Annotated in this window: 24 protein-coding genes; 15 read left to right on the top strand and 9 right to left on the bottom strand. The window is 55.6% G+C overall.

What is annotated here, in order from left to right; all coding sequences use genetic code 11:
* Positions 1-62 precede the first annotated feature (62 nt).
* Complete coding sequence (locus tag ACN0VD_RS04230) at positions 63-1,550, top strand: 2OG-Fe(II) oxygenase family protein (RefSeq protein WP_417591939.1); 1,488 nt, start codon at positions 63-65, stop codon at positions 1,548-1,550.
* Between the two features lie 12 nt (positions 1,551-1,562).
* Here ACN0VD_RS04230 and ACN0VD_RS04225 read toward each other — a convergent pair whose 3' ends face one another.
* Positions 1,563-2,321 (bottom strand): hypothetical protein, encoded by a 759-nt coding sequence (locus tag ACN0VD_RS04225; protein WP_417591937.1) that lies wholly within the window; start codon positions 2,319-2,321, stop codon positions 1,563-1,565.
* Positions 2,322-2,687: 366 nt separating this feature from the next.
* Here ACN0VD_RS04225 and ACN0VD_RS04220 point away from each other — a divergent pair, with 366 nt between their 5' ends.
* Entirely contained in the window at positions 2,688-3,026 is a 339-nt protein-coding gene (locus tag ACN0VD_RS04220; RefSeq protein ID WP_417591935.1) for a hypothetical protein, read from the top strand.
* A gap of 42 nt (positions 3,027-3,068) precedes the next feature.
* On the opposite strand, the gene clpB is transcribed toward ACN0VD_RS04220, so the two are convergent.
* Positions 3,069-5,666 carry an ATP-dependent chaperone ClpB gene (clpB, locus tag ACN0VD_RS04215; RefSeq protein ID WP_417591933.1) on the bottom strand — a complete coding sequence of 866 codons (2,598 nt, stop codon included), beginning with the start codon at positions 5,664-5,666 and terminating at the stop codon, positions 3,069-3,071.
* Positions 5,667-5,799: 133 nt separating this feature from the next.
* On the opposite strand from clpB, the gene ACN0VD_RS04210 reads away from it, so the two are divergent.
* Entirely contained in the window at positions 5,800-8,031 is a 2,232-nt protein-coding gene (locus ACN0VD_RS04210; protein ID WP_417591931.1) for an acylase, read from the top strand.
* Between the two features lie 113 nt (positions 8,032-8,144).
* On the opposite strand, the gene ACN0VD_RS04205 is transcribed toward ACN0VD_RS04210, so the two are convergent.
* Positions 8,145-8,852, bottom strand: coding sequence for a sulfotransferase family protein (locus tag ACN0VD_RS04205; RefSeq protein ID WP_417591929.1), 708 nt, complete (start codon positions 8,850-8,852; stop codon positions 8,145-8,147).
* 292 nt (positions 8,853-9,144) lie between these two features.
* Here ACN0VD_RS04205 and ACN0VD_RS04200 point away from each other — a divergent pair, with 292 nt between their 5' ends.
* The gene (locus tag ACN0VD_RS04200; protein WP_417591927.1) at positions 9,145-10,155 is read left to right on the top strand and encodes an NAD(P)-dependent alcohol dehydrogenase; all 1,011 of its coding nucleotides are present in this window, start codon (positions 9,145-9,147) and stop codon (positions 10,153-10,155) included.
* 42 nt (positions 10,156-10,197) lie between these two features.
* Here ACN0VD_RS04200 and nadB read toward each other — a convergent pair whose 3' ends face one another.
* Both nadB and ACN0VD_RS04190 read right to left on the bottom strand, forming a co-directional pair.
* On the bottom strand, positions 10,198-11,790 hold the full coding sequence (gene nadB / locus ACN0VD_RS04195) for an L-aspartate oxidase (protein ID WP_417591926.1): 1,593 nt from the start codon (positions 11,788-11,790) through the stop codon (positions 10,198-10,200).
* Entirely contained in the window at positions 11,787-12,725 is a 939-nt protein-coding gene (locus ACN0VD_RS04190) for an ABC transporter ATP-binding protein (protein ID WP_417591924.1), read from the bottom strand. The genes nadB and ACN0VD_RS04190 overlap by 4 nt, the downstream gene beginning before the upstream one ends.
* Positions 12,726-12,933: 208 nt before the next feature.
* On the opposite strand from ACN0VD_RS04190, the gene ACN0VD_RS04185 reads away from it, so the two are divergent.
* The 11 genes from ACN0VD_RS04185 (at position 12,934) to ACN0VD_RS04135 (ending at position 20,414) form a co-directional block, all read left to right on the top strand.
* Positions 12,934-13,413, top strand: coding sequence for a DUF4402 domain-containing protein (locus ACN0VD_RS04185; protein ID WP_417591922.1), 480 nt, complete (start codon positions 12,934-12,936; stop codon positions 13,411-13,413).
* A gap of 213 nt (positions 13,414-13,626) precedes the next feature.
* Positions 13,627-14,175: a DUF4402 domain-containing protein gene (locus ACN0VD_RS04180; RefSeq protein WP_417591920.1), complete on the top strand. Its 549-nt coding sequence runs from the start codon at positions 13,627-13,629 to the stop codon at positions 14,173-14,175.
* Between the two features lie 47 nt (positions 14,176-14,222).
* Positions 14,223-14,432 carry a zinc-finger domain-containing protein gene (locus ACN0VD_RS04175; protein WP_417591918.1) on the top strand — a complete coding sequence of 70 codons (210 nt, stop codon included), beginning with the start codon at positions 14,223-14,225 and terminating at the stop codon, positions 14,430-14,432.
* Between the two features lie 48 nt (positions 14,433-14,480).
* Positions 14,481-15,908, top strand: a complete 1,428-nt coding sequence (tldD, locus tag ACN0VD_RS04170; protein WP_417591916.1) for a metalloprotease TldD — start codon at positions 14,481-14,483, stop codon at positions 15,906-15,908.
* Between the two features lie 36 nt (positions 15,909-15,944).
* Entirely contained in the window at positions 15,945-16,478 is a 534-nt protein-coding gene (locus ACN0VD_RS04165) for a DUF924 family protein (protein WP_417591914.1), read from the top strand.
* A gap of 80 nt (positions 16,479-16,558) precedes the next feature.
* Positions 16,559-16,990 (top strand): type II CAAX prenyl endopeptidase Rce1 family protein, encoded by a 432-nt coding sequence (locus ACN0VD_RS04160; protein ID WP_417591912.1) that lies wholly within the window; start codon positions 16,559-16,561, stop codon positions 16,988-16,990.
* 13 nt (positions 16,991-17,003) lie between these two features.
* Complete coding sequence (locus ACN0VD_RS04155; RefSeq protein ID WP_417591910.1) at positions 17,004-17,561, top strand: pyridoxamine 5'-phosphate oxidase family protein; 558 nt, start codon at positions 17,004-17,006, stop codon at positions 17,559-17,561.
* A 3-nt stretch (positions 17,562-17,564) separates the two neighbouring features.
* Entirely contained in the window at positions 17,565-17,777 is a 213-nt protein-coding gene (locus ACN0VD_RS04150; RefSeq protein WP_417591908.1) for a DUF2007 domain-containing protein, read from the top strand.
* Positions 17,774-18,604, top strand: coding sequence for a patatin-like phospholipase family protein (locus ACN0VD_RS04145; RefSeq protein WP_417591906.1), 831 nt, complete (start codon positions 17,774-17,776; stop codon positions 18,602-18,604). Before ACN0VD_RS04150 ends, ACN0VD_RS04145 begins: the two co-directional genes overlap by 4 nt.
* Positions 18,605-18,747: 143 nt before the next feature.
* Positions 18,748-19,086 carry a P-II family nitrogen regulator gene (locus tag ACN0VD_RS04140; RefSeq protein WP_417591904.1) on the top strand — a complete coding sequence of 113 codons (339 nt, stop codon included), beginning with the start codon at positions 18,748-18,750 and terminating at the stop codon, positions 19,084-19,086.
* A gap of 17 nt (positions 19,087-19,103) precedes the next feature.
* The gene (locus ACN0VD_RS04135; RefSeq protein WP_417591902.1) at positions 19,104-20,414 is read left to right on the top strand and encodes an ammonium transporter; all 1,311 of its coding nucleotides are present in this window, start codon (positions 19,104-19,106) and stop codon (positions 20,412-20,414) included.
* A 193-nt stretch (positions 20,415-20,607) separates the two neighbouring features.
* Here the strand turns inward: ACN0VD_RS04135 and ACN0VD_RS04130 are convergent, their stop codons facing one another.
* The 4 genes from ACN0VD_RS04130 to recQ form a co-directional block, all read right to left on the bottom strand.
* Positions 20,608-22,194, bottom strand: a complete 1,587-nt coding sequence (locus ACN0VD_RS04130) for a GMC family oxidoreductase (protein ID WP_417591900.1) — start codon at positions 22,192-22,194, stop codon at positions 20,608-20,610.
* Positions 22,128-23,093 carry a sterol desaturase family protein gene (locus ACN0VD_RS04125; protein WP_417591898.1) on the bottom strand — a complete coding sequence of 322 codons (966 nt, stop codon included), beginning with the start codon at positions 23,091-23,093 and terminating at the stop codon, positions 22,128-22,130. Before ACN0VD_RS04125 ends, ACN0VD_RS04130 begins: the two co-directional genes overlap by 67 nt.
* Positions 23,094-23,140: 47 nt before the next feature.
* Complete coding sequence (locus tag ACN0VD_RS04120) at positions 23,141-23,566, bottom strand: TIGR01244 family sulfur transferase (RefSeq protein WP_417591896.1); 426 nt, start codon at positions 23,564-23,566, stop codon at positions 23,141-23,143.
* A 92-nt stretch (positions 23,567-23,658) separates the two neighbouring features.
* On the bottom strand, positions 23,659-25,449 hold the full coding sequence (recQ, locus tag ACN0VD_RS04115; protein WP_417591894.1) for a DNA helicase RecQ: 1,791 nt from the start codon (positions 25,447-25,449) through the stop codon (positions 23,659-23,661).
* Positions 25,450-25,477 lie beyond the last annotated feature (28 nt).

Raw genomic sequence — 25,477 nt, 5'->3', positions numbered from 1 at the left:
TATTTCCCGCCGCTCTTTTTTTGTATATAGTCTGCACAACAGGGGATGGCCGGGCGATGTCGATGACCGACTTATTTGATACCGACAATGTCATAGCGCGCGCCAACGCCCTTGGTGATAGTGGCCAGACTGATCAGGCGATCGATCTCGTCCGCTCCGCGATCGAGAAGCAGCCAAAAGAAGGCAAGCTCTGGCACATGCTGGGGATATTGCACCGGATTGAACAGGATTCGGCCGCTGCATTGGTTGCGCTTGAAAAGGCGCTGGAGTTTCAGCCGAACAATCCAACCCTGCATCACGCTCTGGCAAGAGTCACGATGGAGGCAGGATTGCCTGCGGTGGAGAAATATGACGAGGCCCGGCGCTATGCACCCAACGACGGATCGATAATATTGGGACGGAGCGCAGCCCAAATGGCTGCCGGGCATTATGACCGCGCCATTGCCGATATGGAGCTTATTCTTCGCGGGAATCCCTTATGGCTGGAAGGCCATGAACTGCTTTCAGAGGCCCGCTGGACTGCGGGTGACAAGGACGCTCTGATCTGTTCCTTTGTAGATGCGTTGAAGACCCATCCGAAAAATGGTGCGCTTTGGGCAAAATGTCTGGATGCGCTGTTCAAGGCTGATCGTTTTTCCGAGGCTTCCCACATGGTTGAAGAAGCGAGAGCAATATTGGGCGATAGCCGCGGATTGATCATGTATGATGCTATCTGCGCATCCGAGCTTGGCGAAGTGGAAAAGGCCGATCAGCTGTTTGATGCCCTTGCGCCGATTACGGAAATAGCGCTTGCCGTGCGGCACGTGCGGCATCTCCTGAGGACTGGAAGATTAGATTCAGCCGCGCGCCTTGGGGAGAGCTTTATAAATGATCCCGACGCCAATCAGATTTGGCCGTATATTTCCTTGGCATGGAGAGCGACTGGCGATTCCCGCTGGAAGTGGCTGGACGATCAGCATGGGTTGGTACAAACTTATGATCTGGCGGACCAGATTGATGTCGCCGAATTGGCACGATGTTTACGCTCCATTCATGTTGCGAAAGCCGACATGGTCGGACAGTCGGTCCGTGGCGGTACCCAAACGGATGGGCCACTGTTCTCCAGGATTGATCCGGAAATCCGCGATCTCAGATCGGTCATTCAATCTACTGTCCGGAAGCATGTGGCGGATCTGCCTCCGGTCGACCCTACGCACCCGGTTTTGAAATATCGGTCGGACTCTATCGGTTTCTCCGGTTCATGGTCGGTTCGGTTGAAAGGGGAAGGTTTTCATGCCAGTCATGTACATCCGATGGGTTGGTTCAGTTCCGCTTTCTATGCTGATGTACCAGACGAGGCCGACATGGGGGCACCACCCTCAGGCTGGCTTGCTTTGGGAGCGCCACCGCCCGAGTTAAATCTGGATCTGTCTGCGGTCAGGAATGTAGAGCCCATGAGAGGCCGTCTTGTCATTTTTCCATCGATTATGTGGCATGGAACTGAGCCTTTTGATGATGGTGAAAGACTGTCCGTGGCATTTGATGTCGCGAAACCGGCTGGAACAGCTTGATTAGCGGGAGAATCAGATCAGCGCTGCTTTTAAATTGATATCAATCCCCACCGCCTCGGCGACTTTCCCGGTCCAGAACGCAACTTTCGCTATCTCGTCCGCATGAAGGGATTCGGCGGTTGAGCGCTCTTCATTGCGGCCTTTGCGGTCGAATTCCGTTCCGTGTTTTGAGTGACTGTTAAAGGCCGGCCCCTCGATGATTTCGCGGATATTCTGATCATCCAAGTTCAGTTGGTAGAGGCGCGCTATTGCGGTCATCGCCTCATGGGGAGCCGCCAGCAGCGTTTCGCTATCAATAGTTGCGATTCTGTCTGCGCCGAAACGTTCGACAAGTTTCTGAAATATTCCTTGCTGCGCAAGCCAGCCGGCAGCGGCGATCTGTAAATCCGTTTGTCGAAAATGCTGATCGTCGTCAAAGCCCAGATTGATCATCCCCATTTTTCGCAACTCGGAAAATTGTTCCCTGGCCCACAACCGTCCCGTGATCTGTTTCTTGGCGATTGATCCGAGAAAAACCGGAAGCGGCGCATAGATCAGAAGGGCACGGGACTGTGGTAACAGGTCCATGAAATCCCCGGCCAACCCATTGACGATGCAGGAGGGCTTGATGATTGTGGCCTCCGAAGGGTTGAGTGGCCGTGCCAGCAACGCCAGCAAGTTACGAATAACTTCGCTGGCCTTTTGTTTGTCGTTCGCTCTAAAATAATATCCTGTTGAATCCTGAAGGATGACGGGTTCTTTCAAACCCATTGAAATGTTTTCGATATCCAATGCCCGCGCCAATAATGTCGAACAGCAGAACCCGGAGTGAAAAATAAAATGGGCCGGACCAGTTGAACCTGCTGGTATGATCGCATCTTTTCGGCTGATTATCTTGCGTGGCAAATTTTCCGGTAAATATTCATCCGAGATGAATGTCGCTGATTGCTGTATTGTCCTGGGCGCGTGGATGAAATGAACTTTGTCTCCGTCCGGTTGATAGCGATGGGCCAGCCATTCCGGATCGAGCGCGATATCGGTTCTGTCATTGGATAAATTCACTGGATGATTTTGCACAGAGTTATGGATGGAAGCAAGAAAAACAGCGAAAATATAAGGTCATTGAACTCATACGGGATTTTAAATATAGATAAGATAATGACAAACACCATTCTGATCAGAATGGTGACTACAGTGAGGAGATTAAGCATGCGAAAGAAAGCGATTATGCTGGCAGCGGCTTCGGTTTTTTGCCTTGGAGCGCCAACCGTCTCTGCTCAGACGACGGCACCCACTGATGAGCCGGAAGCAACCGCTGAAGAACCCGATGATTCAAATGTCATTAAATGCGAACGGCAAGCTGTTACAGGTTCTCGCGCCCGCAAAAAACGCGTTTGTCTGACCATGGCGGAATGGCGTGCCCGTCGCGCGGCTGGGCAGCGTACAGCGGACGCAATTTTGCAGGACGCTTCGCGAAGTTTCCCTGAAATCAATTAGCAAGCAGATGCATTGCTAGGCGTCTGCCAATATGGCCAACGACTAGCCGGTTGCACCTGTTGCGACCGGCTCCATCTTTAGCGCGCCATCGCCTTCATCGATCTTAACCGTCGACCCATCCGGCACATCACCGCGCAAGATCAGGTCCGCCAAAGGATCCTGAAGATATTTCTGGATCGCGCGTTTTAGCGGACGTGCGCCGTAGACCGGATCATAGCCGACCCGACCGAGCCAGCGCTTGGCGGCATCGGTGAGTTCCAGTTCGATCTTGCGGTCCTTGAGCAAATTCTGCACCCGTTTGACCTGAATCTCGACAATCGGCGCCATATCTTCTTCGCCAAGCCGGTGGAATAGGATGATCTCATCCAGCCGGTTGAGAAACTCCGGACGAAAATGCGCCCGAACGACTTCCATGACTTGTGGTTCGACATCCTTGACTGTCTCGCCTTCCTTCAGATTTGTCAGATATTGGCTACCAAGGTTAGAAGTCAGAATAATCAGCGTATTGGAAAAATCCACGACCCGGCCCTGACCGTCGGTCAGCCTACCATCGTCGAGAACCTGCAGAAGGACGTTAAACACGTCGCCATGCGCCTTTTCTACTTCGTCGAACAGGATCACCTGATAAGGCCGCCGGCGAACCGCTTCGGTCAGGACGCCGCCTTCATCGTAACCGACATAGCCCGGAGGCGCGCCGATCAGTCGGGACACACTGTGCTTCTCCATAAACTCTGACATGTCGATGCGGACCATCGCCTGATCATCATCAAACAGAAACTCGGCCAGTGCCTTGGTCAATTCTGTCTTGCCGACGCCGGTGGGGCCGAGGAACAGGAAGCTGCCCAATGGTCGGTTGGGGTCTTGCAGGCCGGCACGGCTGCGACGGACGGCGGCAGACACCGCCTCAACCGCATCCTTTTGACCAATCACACGCTTTCCAATGAGATCTTCCATCGCAAGCAGCTTTTCGCGCTCGCCTTCCAGCATCTTGTCGACCGGGATACCGGTCCATTTGGAAACCACCGCCGCAATATCTACGGGGGTAACTTCTTCGCGCAACATCGCGCCTTCGGTATCGTCGGCGGCTTCTTCGAGTGCTTTCTCAAGATTGGGAATGGTGCCGTAACTCAGTTCCCCGGCCTTGGCGAGGTCGCCAGCGCGCTGGGCCTGTTCCAGCTCAAGCCGCGCATGGTCGAGTTGTTCCTTGAGTTGGGCCTCGGCATTGATCTTGTCTTTCTCACCCTGCCAGCGCGTCGTCAGTTCCGCGCTATGCTGCTCGAGATCGGCCAGCTCCTTTTCCAGGGTTTTGAGCCGGTCCTTGGACGCGTCATCGGTTTCTTTTGATAGGGCCTCGCGCTCGATCTTGAGCTGGATGATCCGCCGGTCAAGTGTCTCGATTTCGGAGGGCTTCGATTCCACTTCCATGCGAATATGTGATGCCGCTTCGTCCATCAAATCGATCGCTTTGTCGGGCAGGAACCGGTCCGGAATATAGCGATTGGACAGCGTCGCCGCGCTCACCAATGCCCCATCGGTGATCCGCACGCCATGGTGCAACTCATATTTCTCTTTGAGTCCGCGAAGAATTGAAATCGTATCCTCTACCGTCGGTTCATTTATGAACACAGGCTGGAACCGGCGCTGCAGAGCCGCGTCTTTTTCTACATATTTCTGATATTCATTCAGCGTGGTCGCGCCGATACAATGAAGTTCGCCGCGTGCCAGTGCAGGCTTGAGGAGGTTAGAGGCATCCATCGAGCCTTCGGAAGCGCCTGCACCGACCAAAGTGTGCATCTCATCAATGAACAGGATGATTTCGCCTTCGGCTCCGCGCACTTCATCCAGAACGCCTTTCAGCCGCTCTTCAAACTCGCCACGATATTTGGCACCGGCAATCAGCGCGCCCATATCAAGCGCGAGCAAACGGCGGTCTTTCAAACTGTCGGGAACATCACCATTCGCGATGCGCAGGGCCATGCCTTCGGCAATGGCCGTTTTACCAACGCCGGGTTCGCCAATCAGGACCGGGTTATTCTTGGTCCGGCGCGCCAATATCTGGATCGTGCGGCGTATTTCCTCGTCACGACCGATGACGGGGTCAAGCTTCCCGTCCCGGGCCGCCTGGGTCAGGTCATTGGTATATTTTTCCAAAGCCTCATAACGGTCCTCGGCCGAAGCGGTGTCGGCCGTCTTTCCGCCACGCAATTCGTTGATCGCGCCGTTCAGCGCTTCGGCGGTTACACCGGCGTTGGCAAAGGCTTTGCCAGCCGCAGTATTCTTGGACAGCACCAGTGCGAGCAACAAGCGTTCTACGGTGACATAGCTGTCGCCAGCTTTATCGGCGATTTGTTCAGCCTGATCGAGCACACGCACCGCGTCGTTATTCAGACCTGGTGTCTGCTGCGCGCCACTACCGGACACCGCCGCAATCTTGGCAAGAGCCTCGTCAATTTCCAGATGTGCCTTCTTGGCATCGCCGCCTGCCTTGGTGATTAATCCGGACGCCATGCCCTGATCATCTTCCAGCAGAGCCTTTGCGAGATGCTCGGGGGTAATCTGCTGGTGACTCATGCGGATGGCTACGGTTTGCGCCGATTGTAAAAAGCCCTTTGCGCGATCGGTGAATTTCTCAAGGTTCATCAGTTCATCCTGTTCAATCTCAGCATCTTAGTCATTGATATGGTGTTGCATACCTGCAACACAACCATATTCATGACTTTTTCCATCGGATTTATATGGTAAGTGCTTCCCCGTATAAAAGAGCATGCAGTCTATGGTGCCATCGAAGAGGATAAAATACGTGAAAACACTTAAGCGGCTCGCCATTGGATTGATGATTGCCTTTGTTCTGGCGGCAATAGGTCTAGCCATCTGGGAACCGATGACTGTGGAAGAGGCTGCTGCACCGCCGGACTTGTCTTATGAGGCAAGGATTGTTCGTGACGAATTTGGTGTTCCCCATATCTTTGGCAAGACCGACGCCGATGTCGCATATGGCGTCGCCTACGCCCATGCCGAGGATGATTTTTCGACACTGCAGGAAGTGACCGCGATGACACGGGGCCGGATGGCTACGCTCAACGGCGCGGCTAGTGCGCCGATTGATTATATTGCCGCTCTGCTTGATGTGCGCGGGACCGTGACGCGCAAATATGATGACTTGCCGGAAGATGTCAGGTTGCTGCTCGATGGTTATGCATCGGGGCTCAATGCCTATGCCGAGAAACATCCTGACGAGGTTAGACTGACCAAATTATTCCCCGTCAACGGTCAGGATATTGCAGCGGGTTTTGTGCTGCGTTCTCCCTTCTTTTTTGGCCTCAACAACCCGATAGAAGCATTGGTGCAAAACAAGCCCTTGCCGCGCGAAGGCGGACCACGCCTTTCCGGTGAACCGGCAAAGCCATCCATCCATCCGCTCAGCCCCGACAAAATTATTGACGAGAAAAAGGTTACTCCGGTCGGCCCCGACCCGGATGAGAATGGCTCCAACGCCTATGCGGTTGCACCGGAGCGCTCACCCGAAGCAAAGACCCGCCTGATCTCCAATTCGCACCAGCCGTTGCGCGGCAATGTCGCGTGGTACGAACTCGTCGTACATAGTGATGAGGGCTGGGATTTTGCGGGTGCCAATTTCCCGGGATCACCCTTTCCGTTTCTGGGGCACAATAAATATCTCGGCTGGACCAACACGGTCAACCGGCCAGATCTGGTCGATATCTACAAGCTCACGCTGAACGACAAGAAAGACGCCTACCTCTTCGACGGCGAATGGAAGCCGCTCGAAAAGAAGCGCGTCTGGCTGAAAATCAAGTTCGGTCCTTTTGTCATTCCCTATCCGCAGGTCGCCTATCGCTCGATCCATGGTCCGGTGATCATGAATGACAGCGGCGCTTATGCTGTGCGCTATGCGGGGATTGATGAGCTTGACATGCTGACCCAATATTACCGGATCAATAAGGCGACAAATTTTGATGAATGGCAGGCGGCGATGGCGGGGCAGGGGGTTCCGGCGACCAATTTCATCTATGCCGATGCCGAGGGTAATATCGGTCTTTATTATAATGCGATGTTCCCGGACCGGCCCGAAGGTTTTGACTGGCGCGGAGTGTTGCCTGGCGACAGCTCCAAGGCGCTGTGGCAAAAAACCCTGCCGTTCACGCGCGTTCCGGCACTGGTCAATCCGGCTTCCGGCTATGTTATGAATTCCAACAACACGCCTTATATTGCCGCTGGGCCGGGAGATGAACTCAAGCCGGACAATTTCTCGCCTTTGCTTGGCATTGAGGATGACCAGACCAACCGTTCGCGCCGGTCGATTGCCTTGCTCGAACGCGCCAATGCCGATGGCAAGATCAGCGACGCCGAATTATGGGCGATCAAATATGACACCGGCTATGAAAAGGCCGGTTATGCGAAAGACTGGCTTGACAGCATTGCCGCGCTTGATCTGAAGGACAATGCGAAATTGCTCAAGGCACAGCAATTGCTGAACCAATGGGACTGGAATCTTGATGGCAGGGGCGCGGCAGATGCGCTCGCGCTGATAGTTCTTCGCCCGGCGAACAAGGCCCATTATAATCGTGCCAAAAAGCCGGATCCGCGCCTGATATTGGAAGAAACAGTCGATCATCTGACGCAATATTTCGACAGGATCGATCCGCCGATGCTGGATGTCCTGCGGTTGCGGCAGGGCAATGTTGATCTGCCTATCGACGGCGGCAACGACACGATCCGCGCCTCGACCCTGTGGGATGTGGACGACGACGGACGGCTATCGGTGCGCCACGGCGACAGCTTCATCATGTTCATCGAATGGGCCAAGGACGGCAAGGTATATTCGCGCTCAATCCAGCCCTTCGGTGCTGCGACTACGCGACCGGATTCGCCGCATTATACCGATCAGATGCAATTGTTTGTCGACAAGAAGCTGAAACCGGTATGGTTCGATCCCAAGGAGCTGGAGAAGCACAAGACCAGCGAGAAGGTGGTGGGGGGGAGCTGACAGACCTCCACGCCTAGCCCCTCAGGATCCCGCGTCAAATGCGGAACTCGGGTCGCAAATAGCGCGGGCCGAAATTTAAGGCACCAAATTCCTGGTCCGTACAACCCAAAAGCTCACAATATTAGCCACCAGATCAACGCCACAATCGCGGCAAGCAATGCCACATGGATGGCTCCGAAAAATATCTTCACGTTGCGGATCATCTTCTTGAAACTGGCGGAATCGTTGATGTGGGGAAAGGCGGTGTCGGGGATGTCTTTGCCCAGGAAGGCGCACAGCGGTTCCCAGCCGTCCTTCACTTCAAATATCAGCAAATTCTCGGCCGGGATATCGGCTTTCACCTGCTCGCTATAGTCCCGAAAAACCTGTTTTGCATAAGCTTCGTCTTCAAATCGCCCGTGAAAGACGCGATTCCAGACTGTGCCATTGACCATCTCCTTGTTCTTGCGGACGAAGGGAATGAATTTTTGCGCCCAGGCAGGAGATGCGTTGCTGATGGCATAGATGGTCTCGCTGGCACTCTGGTACCAGCGGTCGACATCCCGGACCGTATGTACAATCTTGGCATCGGGAAAGGCTGCCAGCAATTCCTTGTAATAGGAGGCCGAAGGAAAATCGACGCTTGCCTGATAGCCGTTAAATATTGTGCCCCAATCCGGTGTTTCGCCGGTCGCGATACGGTGCCAATAGGCGCGCTGATCGGCGTTTTTCAACACATATTCCATATGGTGGGTCTTTACGTAACCGAGCTGCTCCAGTGCCGCTTTCATGGACATGGTCCCGGTTCGACCAAAGCCCGAACCAATCACTTTTAAACCCATGAGTCTCTCCGCATGAACTGTTGTTAGGGCACCAATACAATATCTCCCGCCTTCGGCAACATATCCGGACAATCGACAATATCATAAATTGGCCGACCGATCCTCTAGAATCTGGCAGATTCGGCGAAGCACAAGACGAGCGACAAGATAGTTGGGGCGGCTGGCAGGGTAGTGACCTGATATCATCATGCTTGTCCGCAAGGACCGCCCGCCTCATTTGATATGACAGTGTCTTAAAACGCCGGGATATGAGACTTGCGAATGGATGACATCTGTAAGGAGAAAACCCGCTATGCGCACTGTAAAGGCTTTTGCGGCCAACCAAGCCGGAAACCCGCTGGAACCTTTTGAATATCAACTGGGACCTCTGGCCTCCAATGATATCGATATAAAGGTAGAGCATTGCGGTGTGTGTCATACCGATCTCAGTTTGCGCGACAATGCCTGGGGAATAACTGAATTTCCCTTTGTCGGCGGGCATGAAGCCATCGGTACGGTGATCGATATTGGCACGGAGGTGACTCACGTCCAAATCGGCGACCGGGTTGGGCTGGGTGGCCATTCCCATTACTGTATGACCTGCCGACAATGTCTGAACGGAGATCACAATCTCTGCGAGTCCGTCCAGTCCACAGTTTCGGCGGGCCGTCATGGCGCTTTTGCTGACATCGTTCGCGCGTCAGGCGTCAGCGTTATAAGACTGCCGGACGGACTGGATTCCCGGGATGCAGGGCCATTGTTCTGCGCAGGTATTACTGTATTCAATCCATTTGTGAAATTTGAAATTAAGCCTACCGCGCGCATTGCCGTGCTGGGCATTGGCGGACTGGGGCATCTCGCTTTGCAATTCGGCAAGGCCTGGGGCTGTCATGTCACGGCACTGACTTCCAGTGCTTCCAAAAATGACGAAGCCATGGCTTTTGGTGCCCATGATGTAATCAATTCCCGTGACCCCGAAGCCATAGCCGCGGCAGCGGGTAGCTTCGACGTGATTTTGAGTACGGTCGATGTGGCACTGGACTGGAATGCCATTATAGCCATGCTGAAGCCAAAAGGCCGATTGCATTTTCTCGGCGTTCAGGCTGTGCCGGCTGAACTGCAGTTGATGCCGCTGATGTTTTCACAATTGTCGCTTTCCTCATCGCTGGTAGGCAGCCCACAGACAATTGCAGACATGCTGGAATTCTGCGCCCGCCATGAGATCAAGGCGGTAACGGAGCATTTTCCTTTCAAGAAGATCAATGAGGCACTGGCGCATCTGGAGAGCGGGGAGGCGCGCTATCGTATTGTACTGGATAACTGAAGCGGTCACGGATTTCTGGTGCCCAAAAGGCGGACATCAACCCTAGGGCACCAACACCGTGTCCACGGCTTTCGGCAACATATCCGGATAGTCGGTGATATAATGCAGTCCCCGGCTTTCCTTTCTTGCCAGCGCTGATTTCACGATCAGGTCCGCCACCTCGATCAGGTTCCGCAGTTCGATCAAATCCTGGGTTACGCGGAAATTGCCGTAATATTCTTCGACTTCCCCGCGTAGCAGATCAATGCGGTGCTGGGCCCGTTCGAGACGTTTGGTGGTGCGGACGATGCCGACATAATTCCACATGAAGCGGCGGATTTCGGTCCAGGTCTGCTTGATCACCACTTCTTCGTCGCTGTCGGTGACGCGGCTTTCATCCCATGGCCGGATGGCGGGTGGATTGGGCATGTTGTCCCAATGCTCTGCAATATCCCGCGCCGCAGCGTCGCCAAACACGAAACATTCGAGCAGGCTGTTTGATGCGAGCCGGTTCGCGCCGTGCAGTCCGCTCTCGCTGGCTTCGCCGGCTGCATAAAGACCCGGTAAATCGGCGCGACCCGCAAGGTCGATCAATATTCCGCCGCAAGTATAATGCTGTGCCGGCACCACCGGGATCGGACCCTTGGTCATATCGATGCCCAGCCCGATCAGCTTGTCATAGATATTGGGGAAATGGCCCTTCACGAATTCAGGGTCGCGGTGGGAAATGTCAAGATCGACATAGTCCAGCCCGAGCCGCTTGATTTCATGGTCATTGGCGCGCGCAACAATATCGCGGGGAGCCAGTTCCATACGTTCCGGATCGAAGCGCTGCATGAAACGGTCCCCGGCCTCATCGTCCGCATCGGCTGGGAGCTTCAGTTGTCCGCCTTCGCCTCGCACAGCCTCTGTGATCAGGAAATTCTTGACCTCGAGATTATAGAGGCAGGTCGGGTGGAATTGCATCATCTCCATATTGGAGACCCGAGCGCCCGCTCGCCAGGCCATGGCAATGCCGTCACCGGTTGCACCGCGAGGCGCGGTGGAGAAAAGATAGGTCCGTCCCGCGCCGCCGCTGGCCATGATCGTCGCGCGCGAGGTGAGCGTCTCGACGTGACCCGTTTCATTGTTGAGCGCATAGACGCCCCAGACATTCTTGGCACCGGTCGGTTTTTCCGCATGACGATCTACGATCAGATCAATCGCGACCATATGCGGCCGGAGCGTGATATTCGGATGGGCCGTAGCGGTGTTCTGCAAGGCTTCTTGTACTGCCCAGCCGGTGGCGTCGTCGACATGGACAATGCGCCGGTGGCTATGTCCGCCTTCCCGCGTAAGGTGGAGGACTTCCGCCTCCTTGTTGAAGGGCACGCCCATTTCCTCCAGCCGCGCAATCGCGGCCGGTGCATTTTCGACGACAAATTCAACGGTTTCCCGACGGTTCAAGCCGGCACCCGCGACCATCGTGTCGTTGATGTGGTTTTCAAACGTGTCGCCTGCGTCCAGCACAGCTGCAATGCCGCCCTGCGCCCAGGAGGTGGAACCGCCGGTGAGTTCCCCCTTGGCCAGCACCAATACCTTGTGGGTGCGGGCCAGCGTGATCGCTGCGCTCAATCCGGCCGCGCCGGAACCGACAATGATGACGTCGTGGGTCACGCCGCTTTGGCGCGGGTGAGATTGAGAAATACGTCCTCGAGATCCGCTTCCCGTGTCGTGACATCGACGATGGCATAACCGCGCTCTTGTATCGCCGCCATCACGCCGCCCGCATTGGTGCGGTCCTTGTTATAGGTAACTGCGACGGTGCGCGAGCCGATGATCTCGGCTTTTTCGAAGAGGTCATTGGCGAACGAAACCGCATCCTGCGCCTCGCTAATGTCGCGGTCCAGCGTTAGTTCGACCAATTTTTCCCGCGCCATGTCAACCAGTTCCGGTGTCGGTTTGTTGGCGATCAGCTTGCCGTGATTGATAATCGCGATGCGGTCGCACAGATTTTCCGCTTCTTCGAGATAATGGGTCGTCAGCACGATTGTCACGCCAGCCTTGTTGAGGTCTACGACATATTCCCAAAGCTGTTGCCGCAAGTCGATATCGACGCCCGCCGTCGGTTCGTCGAGGACGAGAATAGGCGGTGAATGGACCATCGCTTTCGCCACCAGCAATCGCCGTTTCATCCCACCCGACAAGGTCCGCGCATAGGCTTCAGCCTTGTCCTCAAGATGGACCGCGCGCAGCAATTCCATGGTCCGGCGCTTTGCTTTCGGGACACCATATAGACCGGCCTGTACTTCCAGAGCTTCCGATGGCGTGAAGAACGGATCGAAAATGATCTCCTGCGGCACGATGCCTATCGAGGCTTTGGCATTGCGCGGGCTGTCGTCAATGTCAAAACCCCAGATGCTGGCATTGCCGCTGGTCTTGCGGACCATGCCCGACAAAATGTTGATCAGCGTAGACTTGCCCGCACCATTGGGACCCAGAAGCCCGAAAATCGAGCCGCGGGGAACATCAAAACTGATATCATCAAGCGCCCGTTTTCCGCCTTCATAGGTTTTTGAGAGATTCTGGATGGAGATTGCTGCGTCGGTCATTTTTGTCGCATAGCCCGTTTGCCTGTGCCGCGCAAACCTCCGTTGTCAACAAATGATAAAACATGTAAAATCAACGTGTTAATCCAATTTTAACGTAAAACCTTCGCAATTGTTGAAACGTTTTGGCCGCATAACTTCCGAAATATTGGCCAGAATAGGGAATTCGAATATGTGTCCAGTTTTGCGCAAACTGTCAGGGGTTGCTTTGATGATGTTAGGGGGTGTCACTGCAGGCCCAGTGTACGCGCAGACGGCCGCAGGAGAGTCGGTTGCCGACATTGCCCGGCCAAGTACGGTGCAAAGATTGCAAGATCTCCAATTTGGCGACATTATCGCGGGCAGCACCGTTTCGACCGTGGTGGTCAATCCGTATTCGGATTCCCGTTCAATACAGACAGGCAATGCTACCGCCTTTGGCGGTACAGTATCGGCCGCCCGCTTTCAGGTGTCGGCTCGCCCACTGCTTTACTATCAAATCAATGTGCCAAGTTCGACGACCTTGACCCGCAATGGCGGTTCGCAAACAATGCTCGTAGACAATTTTACGCTGAATGGCGCGTCCATTCGCCTTTTGCCGCTCTTTACCTCGATTGGTAATTTCAAGGTGGGCGGTCGATTGACTGTGGGCGCGGCTCAGGAACCGGGTGAATATGAGGGCAGCTTTTCAGTGACGGTCAATTATCTTTGAGTCCAGTTCGGGTATAGTCCGCGCTCGGGCCCGGCGAAGGTTAACGCTGATTTAACCCTATTGTTCAATTCTATCTGCTCACTTCTGCTATATCGCGATTTCGGTGGGATACCGAGATTATCAAAAACCTGAACCTTGATGATCGTTTTGGTTACCGTCAAATTAACCATAGCTGTAAAGCCAAATTTGCAGCCTTTTTCTTAAGGCAGTTTTGTGAAGACCAGAAATCACATATTACCGCGCCTGATTGGTGTCCTTTTGTTCACGCTTGCCGCTTTGATAAGCGTGCCGGCTGCTTTTGCACAAACGGCTACAGCAGAAACCGATGTTGTCGTCGTGAGCCCGCTATCGCTTGTACCGGTTGACGATCTCAATTTCGGCAATCTGATTCCTGGCCTGACGGGAGGGACCGCGGTGGTCAGCACCAATGGTGTTCGCACGGTGACCGGATCGGTTGTCGCTGCGGGTGGGACTATCAGCAACGCTGAATTTCAGGGATTTGGTTCACGCAATCGCTTCGTATATATCACGTCAAGTTCCGGCACTTATACACTCAATCGCATTGGGGGAGGCGCCTCTATGACGATGCGGTCGCTGACGCTGCAGGCAGATAATTTGACGCCGACTTTTCTTCCCGGCCTGTTCCGCATCGCGAGCACGGATGTGATCACGCTTCGTATCGGTGCGACGCTCGATGTGGGGCCTAGTCAGCAAAGCGGTGTGTATGAAGCAACCTTTCCGATCACGATGAACTATTACTGATATTTGCGGGATTGCGCGACGGGCGATCCATTGCTAATCGCGCTACCATGATAGACGCTCCTGAAATTGTCAGAACAGCCAAGAAACGCAACGCATGCGATGGTGCCACGGACATCCCCGGTGGCGCAGCCCTTGGCCACCCGCGGGTATGGCTCGAGATTGACGAAAAAGGCTATGTGGATTGCGGCTATTGTGACCGGCGATTCGTTTTGATTGGCGGTCCCGCAGATGTCACACCATCGCTCGCCGAAGAATAATCCGACATAAGGGGTGCAAGGCCCCCGAATCATTTCTATATGTAGGAAATGATAAAAGATCTTGATCCCCGCTCATTTCTGTACCGGCCTGACGGCCTTGACCCCGAGCGCGCGAAAGCACTGGTCGCAGGCAGCCTGTCTGCTTGTGACGATGGCGAACTCTATCTGCAATATAGCGCGGTGGAGAGCTTTGGTTTTGACGATGGTCGTCTGAAGACCGCCGATTACAGCACCGACAGCGGCTTTGGTCTGCGCGGTGTCTCGGGCGAGATGACCGGTTTCTCCCACAGCAACGAAATCAGCGAGGCGGCGATCAAGCGTGCGGCGCAGACACTGCAATTGCTCGACCCGGCCAAGGGCGAAAAAGCGCCACCCCCGCGCGGCAACAACCGCCATCTTTACGGCGAAGCCAATCCGCTGGAGGCGATATCTTTCGCGAAAAAGGTTGCGCTCTGCCAGCAGATTGATGCTGCTGCCCGCGCCCGTGATCCCCGCGTCTCACAAGTTTCCGTCGGTCTGTCCGGCAGTTGGAGCGTCGTTGAAATTGTTCGTCCCGACGGTTTTGTCGCCACTGATGTCCGGCCTCTGGTGCGGCTCAATGTCTCGATTGTTGCAGAACAAAATGGCCGCCGCGAAAGCGGCAGTTTCGGTATGGGCGGGCGTTATCTCTATGACGATCTGTTCGAGGAAGTGCGCTGGAACCGTGCTGTCGACGAGGCTCTGGCGCAGGCGCTGGTCAATCTCGAAAGCGTGGACGCGCCAGCGGGTGAACAGACTGTGCTGCTTGGCCCCGGCTGGCCCGGTATCATTCTGCATGAAGCCATCGGCCATGGCCTTGAAGGCGATTTCAACCGCAAGGGCACCAGCGCCTTTTCCGGCAAGATCGGCCAGCGCGTGGCTGCGCCCGGTGTCACCGTGGTCGACGACGGCTCGATCCGGGAACGGCGCGGCTCGCTGAGCATCGATGACGAGGGCACCCCGACGCAGGAAAATGTGCTGATCGAGGATGGCATATTGAAATGCTATATGCAGGACCGGCTGAACGCGCGGCTGATGGGCGTCCCTGCGACCGGCAATGGGCGTCGTGAAAGCTATGCCCATGCACCGATGCCGCGAATGACCAATACTTTCATGCGCGGTGGCAAGGATGATCCAGACGAACTGATGAGCCGGGTCAAAAACGGCATCTATGCCAAGAGCTTTGGCGGCGGTCAGGTGGATATTGTCTCGGGAAAATTCGTTTTTTCCTGCACCGAGGCCTACAAGATCGAGAACGGCAAGCTCGGCGCGCCGATCAAGGGTGCGACGCTGATCGGCGACGGCCCGACGGTATTGACCAAGGTGACGGGCATCGGTAACGACATGGCGCTCGATGAAGGTATCGGCATGTGCGGTAAGGGCGGTCAGTCCGTCCCCGCGGGGGTCGGCCAGCCGACGTTGCTGGTTGACGCGTTGACGGTTGGAGGGACTGCATGAGGCTGACGCGACGATGATACAATCAAAGTTGGTCTATTGACCTGGACCGAAGAAATATTGTCATTCTGGTTTCAAGAGCTGGATCCAAAGGACTGGTGGAACGGAAGTACTGCGCTGGACATGATCTGCGAAGTCCGGTTTTTTGAACTGTGGGACGAGTATAAATCGAAACCCCCGGCAGATTTTCTGACGGATCCCGAAACGATGCTTGCGGCCGTCATCCTCTTTGATCAAATGTCGCGCAACATGTTTCGTGGCAGCGACACTGCCTATTCCACCGATTTTCTGGCACAGCAGATTGCGGAAATGGCGGTCAGTCAGAAGATTGACCAGAAACTGCCCGCCAAACAGCGCGTTTTCGTCTATATGCCCTTCATGCACGCGGAAGACGTCCGCCTGCAGAACAGGTCCGTTGCCCTGTTCAAGAAACTCGGTACGAGAGAAAAAGATGCCAAAGCACGTCGCGATATGATCAAGAAATTTGGTAGATTTCCTCATCGAAACAGGGTCCTCGGGCGGCACTTCCGACCCGGGGAACAGGAAGCGATCGATGAGGGGACGCATTGGTAGCTCCCATGTTGACGGTGGCTGTGAAACAATCTTGGCGGGCTTTAAAAATCTGGCCGGATGCCCACCACTGGAAAGCCGCCTTGCGCATTGCGCTCCCGGCTGCGGCGATTATTGCTCTGGCCGGATTGTTGGGCGGCTGGCTGGTCTTTGAGCCTGTCGGCGATCTTACTTCCGCACTAATTGCCACCATTGTCCTGTTTTTTATTCCAGCGATGGCCGAGGAATTGATCTTCCGCGGGGTCCTGCTATCCTGGCTTGCGGGTTTTTCGCAACGCTGGGGGAGCTGGCTTTCGGCGATATTGTTCATGCTCTGGCATCCGTTGCAAGCGCTGAGCTTCGGTCCCCCATGGTCGGCCATTTTCCTGCAACCGTCGTTTCTGTTTGCTACGTTCATACTGGGCATTATATTGACCCATATCCGGATTGTTACGCAGTCGTTGTGGCCTGTGATCGCGATCCACTGGATATTGGCACTGGCTTGGAAACTGTTCTTCGGCGGTCCATTTTACTGAACGGGAATTTGTCGTGGCCGATTTTTTTGATGCGCTGAATGACAAACATATAGCCTTCATCACCGAGCAGCCCATGTTTTTTGTTGCGACGGCGGCAGCGGACGGTCGGATCAATCTTTCGCCGAAGGGCTATGACAGTTTCCGGGTGCTCGGACCCAATCGTGTCGCCTATCTCGATCTAGGCGGTTCCGGTAACGAAACCCATGCCCATCTGGTCGCCGATGGCCGGATCACCGTCATGTTTAACAATTTCGCCAATCCGGCGCTGATCATGCGGCTTTATGGAACCGGACAGCCGGTTCTTCCACAGGATAGCGGTTGGGAGGAACTGGCCGCACATTTCGAAATTCTTCCCGGCACCCGACAGATTTTCGACATCAGGGTCGACAGCATACAGACCAGCTGTGGGTGGGGTGTGCCGCAAATGGAGTTGAAGGCAGAGCGCGAAACGCTGGTCAAATATCATCGCCAGGCCGATCCAGAAGCATGGGTGGAAAAAACCGCCGGCCGGGTGAAGAGTATCGACGGTCTGCCGACACGCGCGTCGGACCGCTTTTTTGGCGGGCAATAGATCATGAGTCTGGTGGAACTGTCCCGGCATATGCATGGCGTCGAAGCCGAGATCATCCGCGGTCGGCTGGAAGCATCCGGGATTGGTGCGGTCTGTTTCGACAGCAATGTCAATATTGTCGAAGGCGCCGGGATAGCGCTCCCCGCCCGGGTGATGGTGCTGGCAGAGGATCTGGCCGAAGCAAGGGCGATTTTGGCTGAGGATGTATCGCTGTGAGCGGTGCCGGGAAGATTGCTCTGGCACTGGGCGGCGGAGCCGGTCTCGGTTGGACCCATATCGGCGTTTTGCGGGCGATTGACAAATCACCGCTGGAAATTGCCGCCATCGCGGGCACATCGATGGGAGCGATTGTCGGCGCCAGCTATGCTGTTGGCAAGCTGGACTATATCGAAGACATGGCGCGCAACGTCAATTTCCGCAACATGCTGCGCTTCATGGACCCGCATTTCAAGCGCGGCGCGGTGATGGGCGCGCGCAATATCCAGAAGGAGCTGGAGACCGAGTTCGGTGATCTCGACTTTGAAGATCTGCCTTTCCCGGTCGCGGCGGTCGCTGCCGACCTGCGTACCGGCGATACGATTGTGATGAAGTCCGGCAAGCTGGTCCCTGCAATCCGTGCATCCATGTCGCTGCCCGGGATATTCAAACCCGTGCAGCATGAAGGACGCTTGCTGGTCGACGGAGGAGCCGCCTTGCCGGTTCCGGTGTCGCCAGTGCGCGAACTGGCGCCCATGGCCCTGTGCCTGTCGGTCAACCTGCAGGATGATTTCATCAACCGTTCGATTGCTGCCGGAATTGCGGTCAATAATGGCAAGGAACCGAACAGTCTCGCCATCGTCAAGGCATCTGTTGGTCTGTCGCTTCGCAATCTTGGCCGCTATTCGCTGGCGCTCGACCCGCCCGATTTCGCGATGTCGCCGCCGGTTGGTCATATCGATATCCAGAATTTCACGCGCGCCGAGGAATTGATCGAGATTGGCCGGCGCGAGACCGAAAAGGTCATTCCGGACATATTGGCAAAGCTGGCCGAGAGTGGTGCCTAATAATTGTGCATTTGTGCTGCGCTGCACAAAGTTTACTCTTTTTTAAGACGGCGCTTTTTCAAGAAATCCTTTGAATCCCTGATCTTACGATTCTGGCACAAGCCTTGCGATGAGTCCCCCGTGCAACAACCAAAGGGGGCGTAATGAAATTTATCATAGCCATAATCAAACCGTTCAAGCTCGACGATGTTCGTGAAGCTCTGACGGGTGTCGGCGTGTCCGGCATGACCGTAACCGAAGTCAAAGGCTTCGGGAGACAAAAGGGCCAAACCGAAGTCTATCGCGGCGCGGAATATACCACCAACATGGTTCCGAAACTGAAAATCGAAGTAGCGTGCAGTAGCGCCGTTGCGGTTCAGGCGGTCGAAGCCATTCAGGCTGCGGCGGGCACGGAATCGATTGGTGACGGCAAGATCTTCACGCTCGGCCTTGAAGGTGCCGTCCGCATTCGCACCGGTGAAACCGGCGACACAGCAATTTAATCGGGGAACAGATACTCATGAGAAAATTTTTGACGATTTCAGCGGGATTGGCGGTCATGGCGGCCGCTGCTCCTGCGCTTGCGCAGGAGGCGGTTGAAGTAGCCGACCCCAGTGCAAATACCGCTTATATCCTCAACACGTTGCTGTTCCTGATCGGTGGATTTCTGGTCATGTGGATGGCAGCCGGTTTTGCCATGTTGGAAGCCGGTCTCGTCCGGTCCAAAAACGTGTCGATGCAATGCCTGAAGAATATCGGCCTCTACTCCATTGCCGGTATCATGTTCTGGTTCATCGGCTATTCCATTGCATATCCGGGCTTTGAAGGTGGATTCATTGGCCTCGCCGATTTCCCTTATGCCATGCAGGGCGTGGGTGAAGCAGACGTCGACACCGGTTATTCGGTGGCTTCCGACTGGTTCTTCCAGATGGTCTTCTGCGCAACAACAGCGTCGATTGTTTCCGGCACGGTTGCAGAACGGGTGAAAGTTATTCCGTTCTTCATCTTCGTTTTCGTGCTGACCGGGTTCATTTATCCCGTGATTGTCAGCTGGGAATGGGGCGCAGGCTGGCTCGACGCAATGGGCTTCAGTGATTTCGCCGGTTCTACGCTGGTTCACTCGACTGGTGGCTGGGCGGCTTTGGCTGGTGCCTTGATCGTCGGGCCCCGCCTGGGACGCTATGTGAATGGCAAGGTTACCGTGATGCCGGGTTCCAGCATTCCATTGGCGACCCTCGGTACGTTCATCCTGTGGCTCGGCTGGTTCGGTTTCAACGGTGCGTCGCAGCTCGCAATGGGCACGATCTCTGATGTCAGCGACGTTTCCAAGATCTTCGTCAACACCAACATGGCTGCTGCAGCCGGTGTCGTTGTCGCGATCATCCTGACCCAGGTCATGTACAAGAAGATCGATGTCACGATGGCGCTCAACGGTGCACTCGCCGGTCTGGTCTCGATTACGGCTGAGCCTTTGGCTCCTTCGGTACCGCAGGCTCTTATGATCGGTGGAATCGGGGGCGCAATTGTTGTATTCGCCGTTCCTCTGCTCGACAAGCTCAAGATCGATGATGTTGTTGGTGCCATTCCTGTCCACCTTATGGCGGGCATCTGGGGTACGCTGATCGTTCCATTCTCCAACACCGAAGTGCCTTTCGTCGCACAGATCACCGGTGTTGTCGCCACTGGCGTGTTCGTGATGGTCACGAGCTCCATCGTCTGGTTTGCGCTTAAATACACCCTCGGTGTTCGTCCGACTGACGAGCAGGAAATGCTCGGCATGGATATCGCCGAAGTGGGTGTCGAAGCCTATCCGGAATTTGCCAAAGGCTAACCAGTTTGGTGCCGGCCTTCCTCCTCCCAAATTTGGGTCGGCGCCATACCTTGTTCCTCCTGCGAACAAACAACTTTATGGCCGGTGATGTGAAAACATCCCGGCCATTTTTTTATGCAGATTGAAGGAAGCCATCGCTCTGCCAGGTCAGGCAGACGCAGGCTTTCAGAATCGATAATCAATGGTTGTGCTGTTATCCCAGATCAGCATTGATAAATTCCGCCGCCCGCTCGCCGATCATGATGCTCGGGGCGTTGGTATTGCCGCTGATGATTTCCGGCATGATCGATGCATCGGCGATATACAGGCCGTCCAGTCCTTTGAACTTCAGACGCGGGTCAACGACCGCCGCGTCGTCCGGACCCATGCGGCAGGTTCCCACAGGGTGATAAACGGTATCGGCACGATTCCGGATCAGCGCATCCAGCTCCGCATCATCGTTCACGTTGATCGGATGTCTGTCCGTCGGAGAATATTGCGTCAGCGGCGGGCTTTCCAAAATCCGTTTCATATGTCGGACACCTTTACGCAAAGTAGCGATATCCCGATCATCATCGAGAAAATTGGGGTCAATGGCAGGCGGTGCTTCTGGATCGGCATTATTCAGCCGGACTGTGCCTTTGCTATGGGGTCGGAGTACGCAGGCGTGACAGCTGAAACCATGTCCCTTGACCTTCTCGCGGCCATGGTCTTCGAGGACGGCTGGCACGAAATGATACTGGATATCGGGGGCCGGAACGTCCGGACCGCTGCTCCAGAAACCGCCCGCTTCGGCATAAGGGGTGGTCATGATTCCGGTACGCTTGACCCTATGTTGCAGGATTGCCTTGGCCATGCGGACGGTGCCTTCGAGAGAATCGCCGATGAGTTCTTTTGACTCGGTCTGATAGCCGGAGACAAAGTCGATATGATCCTTGAGGTTTGCGCCGACTTCGGGCTTGTCGAGTATAACATCGACACCCTTTTCCTTGAGATGGGCTGCTGGACCGATGCCGGACAGTTGCAGGATATGGGGTGACCCGAAGGCGCCTGCAGAGAGGACAACCGCAGCGCGCGCGTTGATCGTTTCGCTGCCAGACCCTCGTTTGATCTGGACGCCGGTAACGCGTCCCTCTTTGACCATCAGTTTCTCGACCAGTGACTTTGTCCTGATCGTCAGGTTAGGGCGGGAGCGGGCCGGCTCGACATAGGCGCGCGCCGCGGACCAGCGTTCGCCGGCTTTCTGGGTCACCTGGTACAGGCCCATGCCCTCCTGCCTCTCGCCGTTGAAATCATCGAGAATTGGCAGTTGCAGATTGCGTGCTGCTTCTATGAAGGCGAGGCTGCCAGGATTTGGCCATTTCTGGTCGGACACGGAAAGTGGCCCGTCGCCGCCGTGATAATCATTACCGCCGCGTTCGTTGCCTTCGGATTTCTTGAAATAGGGGAGCACTTCGTCATAGGACCACCCCGAGCAGCCCATGGCCGCCCAATTGTCATAATCCCATCTGTTGCCGCGAATATAGATCATCGCATTGATCGCACTCGATCCTCCCAGGCCGCGGCCACGTGGTTGATATCCAGTGCGCCCATTGAGGCCCTTTTGCGGGACCGTATCAAATTTCCAGTTGGCGTTTTTCAGCAGGAAGGGCATCATTCCCGGCGTTTTGACGAGGAAATTATCATTGCGTCCGCCAGCTTCAATCAGGCAGACCGAGCGCTTCCCGTCTTCGCTCAGCCGTCCTGCGGCTGCACTGCCGGCGGAACCGCCGCCGATGACGATGATATCGAATTCTGCCACGTATTTCTCTCCTGCTCTGCCCAGCGCGCCTTTATGGTCTCGCTGCTTTCCCGGGAGCCGTCATGGCTCCACCCGGGCGGTTTGATTAAATAGTTGATCTTGTAGTGCCAAGGCGCGCTCCACAAATCCTTCGCAATGCCGATCCATTCATGGAAGGCGGCCCAGAACAGGTTGAAACTGTCGAGGTTCTTGATGATGCCATAGCGGATATTCTCGGCATCGGTTTCCGGTTCATAGGTCCCGAACATCTTGTCCCAGATGATGAACACACCGGCATAGTTGCGGTCGAGATAGCGCGGGTTGGTCGCATGATGGACGCGGTGGTGCGAAGGCGTATTCATCACCGCTTCAAACCATTTCGGCATCCGGTCAATCGCTTCGGTGTGGATCCAATATTGATAGACCAGATTCAGTCCTGACAGGAAGAAAATCAGCGCCGGTGGAAAGCCGATGAAAAACAGCGGCAGCGAGAATATGAAGCTCAACGCAAAAAAACCGGTCCAGGTCTGACGCAGGGCCGTGGAGAGGTTATAATGCTGGCTGCTGTGATGAATGACATGGGCCGCCCAGAACCACCGGACGCGATGCGCGGTGCGGTGGAACCAGTAATAGGTAAAATCATCAAGAACGAATGCCAAAGGTACAAGCCACAGCAGGTTTGCCGCGCTAATCTCGATATCGATTATTCGATGTTGATAAACCCAGAGGCTGAGCGCCAGAACCAGACCGCCGGTCAGGATGCCGATAAACTGGCTGCCCAATCCCAACGCCAGCGATGTGAAGGCATCTTTGGCCTCGTAGCGTACCTTGTTCGTTTTCCGGCTCCACCACCATTCCAGTGCAACGGTGATGATAAAAAAAGGAATCGCCCAAGTTGTCAGGGATGGCAGGTTCTCCATGCCCACGACTACTTACACAAATGTTAGTGGCTGTCTAGATACCCTGTTCAGCCCGCGGTCGAAAGCGCGTCGATCATCGCGCGAACGGGTGTAATGTCATAGCCTGCGTTGCCCGCCAGTCGAGCGATCTCATCGGGTCCAACGCCCTGTTTCGCCTGTGCCAGCGACCACAGCAAGGTGGAGCGCGTGCCGGATCGGCAATAGGCCAGAGCCTTGTCACCATCGGCGAGAGCCGCAATCATTGCATCGACCTGTGGGCCCGAAAAGCCGCTGTGGGTTATCGGAATCGCGATATACTTCATGCCGGCTTCGCGGGCGGCGGCTTCGATATCGGCGCTCTGGGGCGCGGATGGATCCTCGCCATCCGGGCGGTTATTGATGATCAGGGAAACGCCGTCGGCCTTGGCAGCAACGATGTCGTCCAATGTAATTTGCGGCGAGACGCTGATCTGGTCATTAATTTTTCGGAACATACTGTGAATCTCCTCTGTCGGGATGGACATATCGGTCGTGGTGGCGGCATCGCAGCCAATCAGGGCAATTGGCAACAGCGGACATGGGAACTTCATATATTCATCTGCTCCGCTTCGGTCACATCGCGAATGACCGCCAGAAAGGCGTCGCCATGTTTCTCCAGTTTTGCCGCGCCTACGCCGGGCAGCTCGCCGAGCGCTGTCAGGCTATCGGGTTTCAGTCCGGTCATATCACGCAGCACGCTGTCGTGGAAGATCACATAAGGCGGGACGCCGAGTTCCTTGGCCAGTTCCATCCGTTTCCTGCGCAACGCTTCGAACAGCGGGTCGCCGAACGGATTGGGAGAAGCGCTGCTGCCGCGCCGTTTCCGCGAGCTGCGCTTGGGTGGCTCCACGATTGCAACTTCTTCCTCGCCTTTCAGGATTTTGCGCGCTTCAGGGCCGAACATCAAACCACCATGATCGGTGTTGCGTAGCGCATCACGGAGCAGAAGCGACCGCGATACCGGTTTGATCAATGCGGCTTCATCCTCGCCGACAATGTCGAAGACCGAAAGCTGGTCATGGCCGCGCGAGAGGATCTTCTCGTCCTGCCGCCCGGTCAGCACCGCTTCGAGATGGGTGACGCCGAAACTCTGTCCGGTGCGATAAACGGCGGACAAGAATTTGCGCGCCAGTTCGGTGACATTGCGGGTTGCGGGGGCGTTGAGACAATTATCGCAATTGCCGCATTGCGGGGGAGGATTTTCGCCAAAATGTTTGAGCAGTATCGCGCGGCGGCATCCAGCGGTTTCGACCAGACCGCCGAGGGCGGCGAGCCTCGACCGCTCGCTCTCGAGCCGAGTCTCGTCAATTTCCCCGAGCCGCTGTCGCGCTCTGGCGAAATCCTCCGCACCCCAGAACATATGCGCTTCCGCGGGATCCCCATCGCGCCCGGCACGACCGGTTTCCTGATAATAGGCTTCGATTGATTTTGGCAGTCCGGCATGGGCGACGAAGCGGACATCCGGCTTGTCGATCCCCATCCCGAAAGCGATAGTCGCGACCATCACCATATCTTCGGAAGCGACAAAATCATGCTGGTTCTGCTGACGGACTTCGGGCGGCAAGCCAGCGTGATAGGCCCGGGCGCTGCGTCCGGTGCTAGCGATGCGCTCGGCCATTTTCTCTGTCGCGGCCCGGGTCTGGGTATAGACAATGCCCGGGCCGGGGATGCGATCTACGAGATCCCCGATCTGCCGAGCCAGCCCGGCGCGCGGGCTCATGCTGTAACGGATATTGGAGCGGTCAAAACCAGCCAGAACCAGACCGTCCTGTTCGATTCCCAACTGCACCAATATGTCGTTGCGAGTGTGGGCGTCAGCGGTGGCGGTAAGAGCGAGGCGCGGAACCGTCCCGAAATGGTCGAGCAGGGGACGGAGCAGGCGATAGTCGGGGCGGAAATCATGGCCCCATTCGGAGACGCAATGGGCCTCGTCTATGGCAAAAAGCGAGATATCGGTCTGTTCCAGCAATTCGCGAAAATGGGGCTGGGATGCGCGCTCAGGTGCCGCGTAGAGCAAATCAAGTTCGCCAGCCTTCAGGCGGGCAATTGTCTCGGCACGGTTGCTGTCAGCAGAGGTGAGGGTCGCCGCGCGAATCCCGACCGCCTCGGCGCTGCGCAACTGATCATGCATCAGCGCGATGAGCGGCGATATAACGATGGCTGTACCTTTATTTGCCAAAGCGGGAAGCTGATAGCAGAGTGATTTGCCAGAACCGGTCGGCATGACAGCAAGTGTATTCTGCCGCGCCATTACGCGGTCCAGAACCTGATCCTGCACACCGCGAAAGCTGCTGTATCCAAAGGTCGATTTGAGTAGGGGTAGGAGGGCTTCGGTCATATGCCATTCCCTAGCCAGACCGGGATCA

It is taken from the genome of Parasphingorhabdus sp. (assembly GCF_048267785.1).
GTDB lineage: Bacteria > Pseudomonadota > Alphaproteobacteria > Sphingomonadales > Sphingomonadaceae > Parasphingorhabdus.
The sequence above is the reverse complement of the archived record's forward strand: the minus strand, read 5'-3'. Positions and strand labels throughout refer to the sequence as shown.

What these genes read in the sequence shown, in the direction of transcription:
- ACN0VD_RS04230 (WP_417591939.1), top strand. Translation starts at nt 63, where the DNA reads ATGACCGACTTATTTGATACCGACAATGTCATAGCGCGCGCCAACGCC.
- ACN0VD_RS04220 (WP_417591935.1), top strand. Translation starts at nt 2,688, where the DNA reads ATGACAAACACCATTCTGATCAGAATGGTGACTACAGTGAGGAGATTA.
- clpB (WP_417591933.1), bottom strand. Translation starts at nt 5,666, where the DNA reads ATGAACCTTGAGAAATTCACCGATCGCGCAAAGGGCTTTTTACAATCG.
- ACN0VD_RS04210 (WP_417591931.1), top strand. Translation starts at nt 5,800, where the DNA reads ATGGTGCCATCGAAGAGGATAAAATACGTGAAAACACTTAAGCGGCTC.
- ACN0VD_RS04205 (WP_417591929.1), bottom strand. Translation starts at nt 8,852, where the DNA reads ATGGGTTTAAAAGTGATTGGTTCGGGCTTTGGTCGAACCGGGACCATG.
- ACN0VD_RS04200 (WP_417591927.1), top strand. Translation starts at nt 9,145, where the DNA reads ATGCGCACTGTAAAGGCTTTTGCGGCCAACCAAGCCGGAAACCCGCTG.
- ACN0VD_RS04190 (WP_417591924.1), bottom strand. Translation starts at nt 12,725, where the DNA reads ATGACCGACGCAGCAATCTCCATCCAGAATCTCTCAAAAACCTATGAA.
- ACN0VD_RS04185 (WP_417591922.1), top strand. Translation starts at nt 12,934, where the DNA reads ATGATGTTAGGGGGTGTCACTGCAGGCCCAGTGTACGCGCAGACGGCC.
- ACN0VD_RS04175 (WP_417591918.1), top strand. Translation starts at nt 14,223, where the DNA reads ATGATAGACGCTCCTGAAATTGTCAGAACAGCCAAGAAACGCAACGCA.
- tldD (WP_417591916.1), top strand. Translation starts at nt 14,481, where the DNA reads ATGATAAAAGATCTTGATCCCCGCTCATTTCTGTACCGGCCTGACGGC.
- ACN0VD_RS04150 (WP_417591908.1), top strand. Translation starts at nt 17,565, where the DNA reads ATGAGTCTGGTGGAACTGTCCCGGCATATGCATGGCGTCGAAGCCGAG.
- ACN0VD_RS04140 (WP_417591904.1), top strand. Translation starts at nt 18,748, where the DNA reads ATGAAATTTATCATAGCCATAATCAAACCGTTCAAGCTCGACGATGTT.
- ACN0VD_RS04135 (WP_417591902.1), top strand. Translation starts at nt 19,104, where the DNA reads ATGAGAAAATTTTTGACGATTTCAGCGGGATTGGCGGTCATGGCGGCC.
- ACN0VD_RS04125 (WP_417591898.1), bottom strand. Translation starts at nt 23,093, where the DNA reads ATGGAGAACCTGCCATCCCTGACAACTTGGGCGATTCCTTTTTTTATC.
- ACN0VD_RS04120 (WP_417591896.1), bottom strand. Translation starts at nt 23,566, where the DNA reads ATGTTCCGAAAAATTAATGACCAGATCAGCGTCTCGCCGCAAATTACA.
- recQ (WP_417591894.1), bottom strand. Translation starts at nt 25,449, where the DNA reads ATGACCGAAGCCCTCCTACCCCTACTCAAATCGACCTTTGGATACAGC.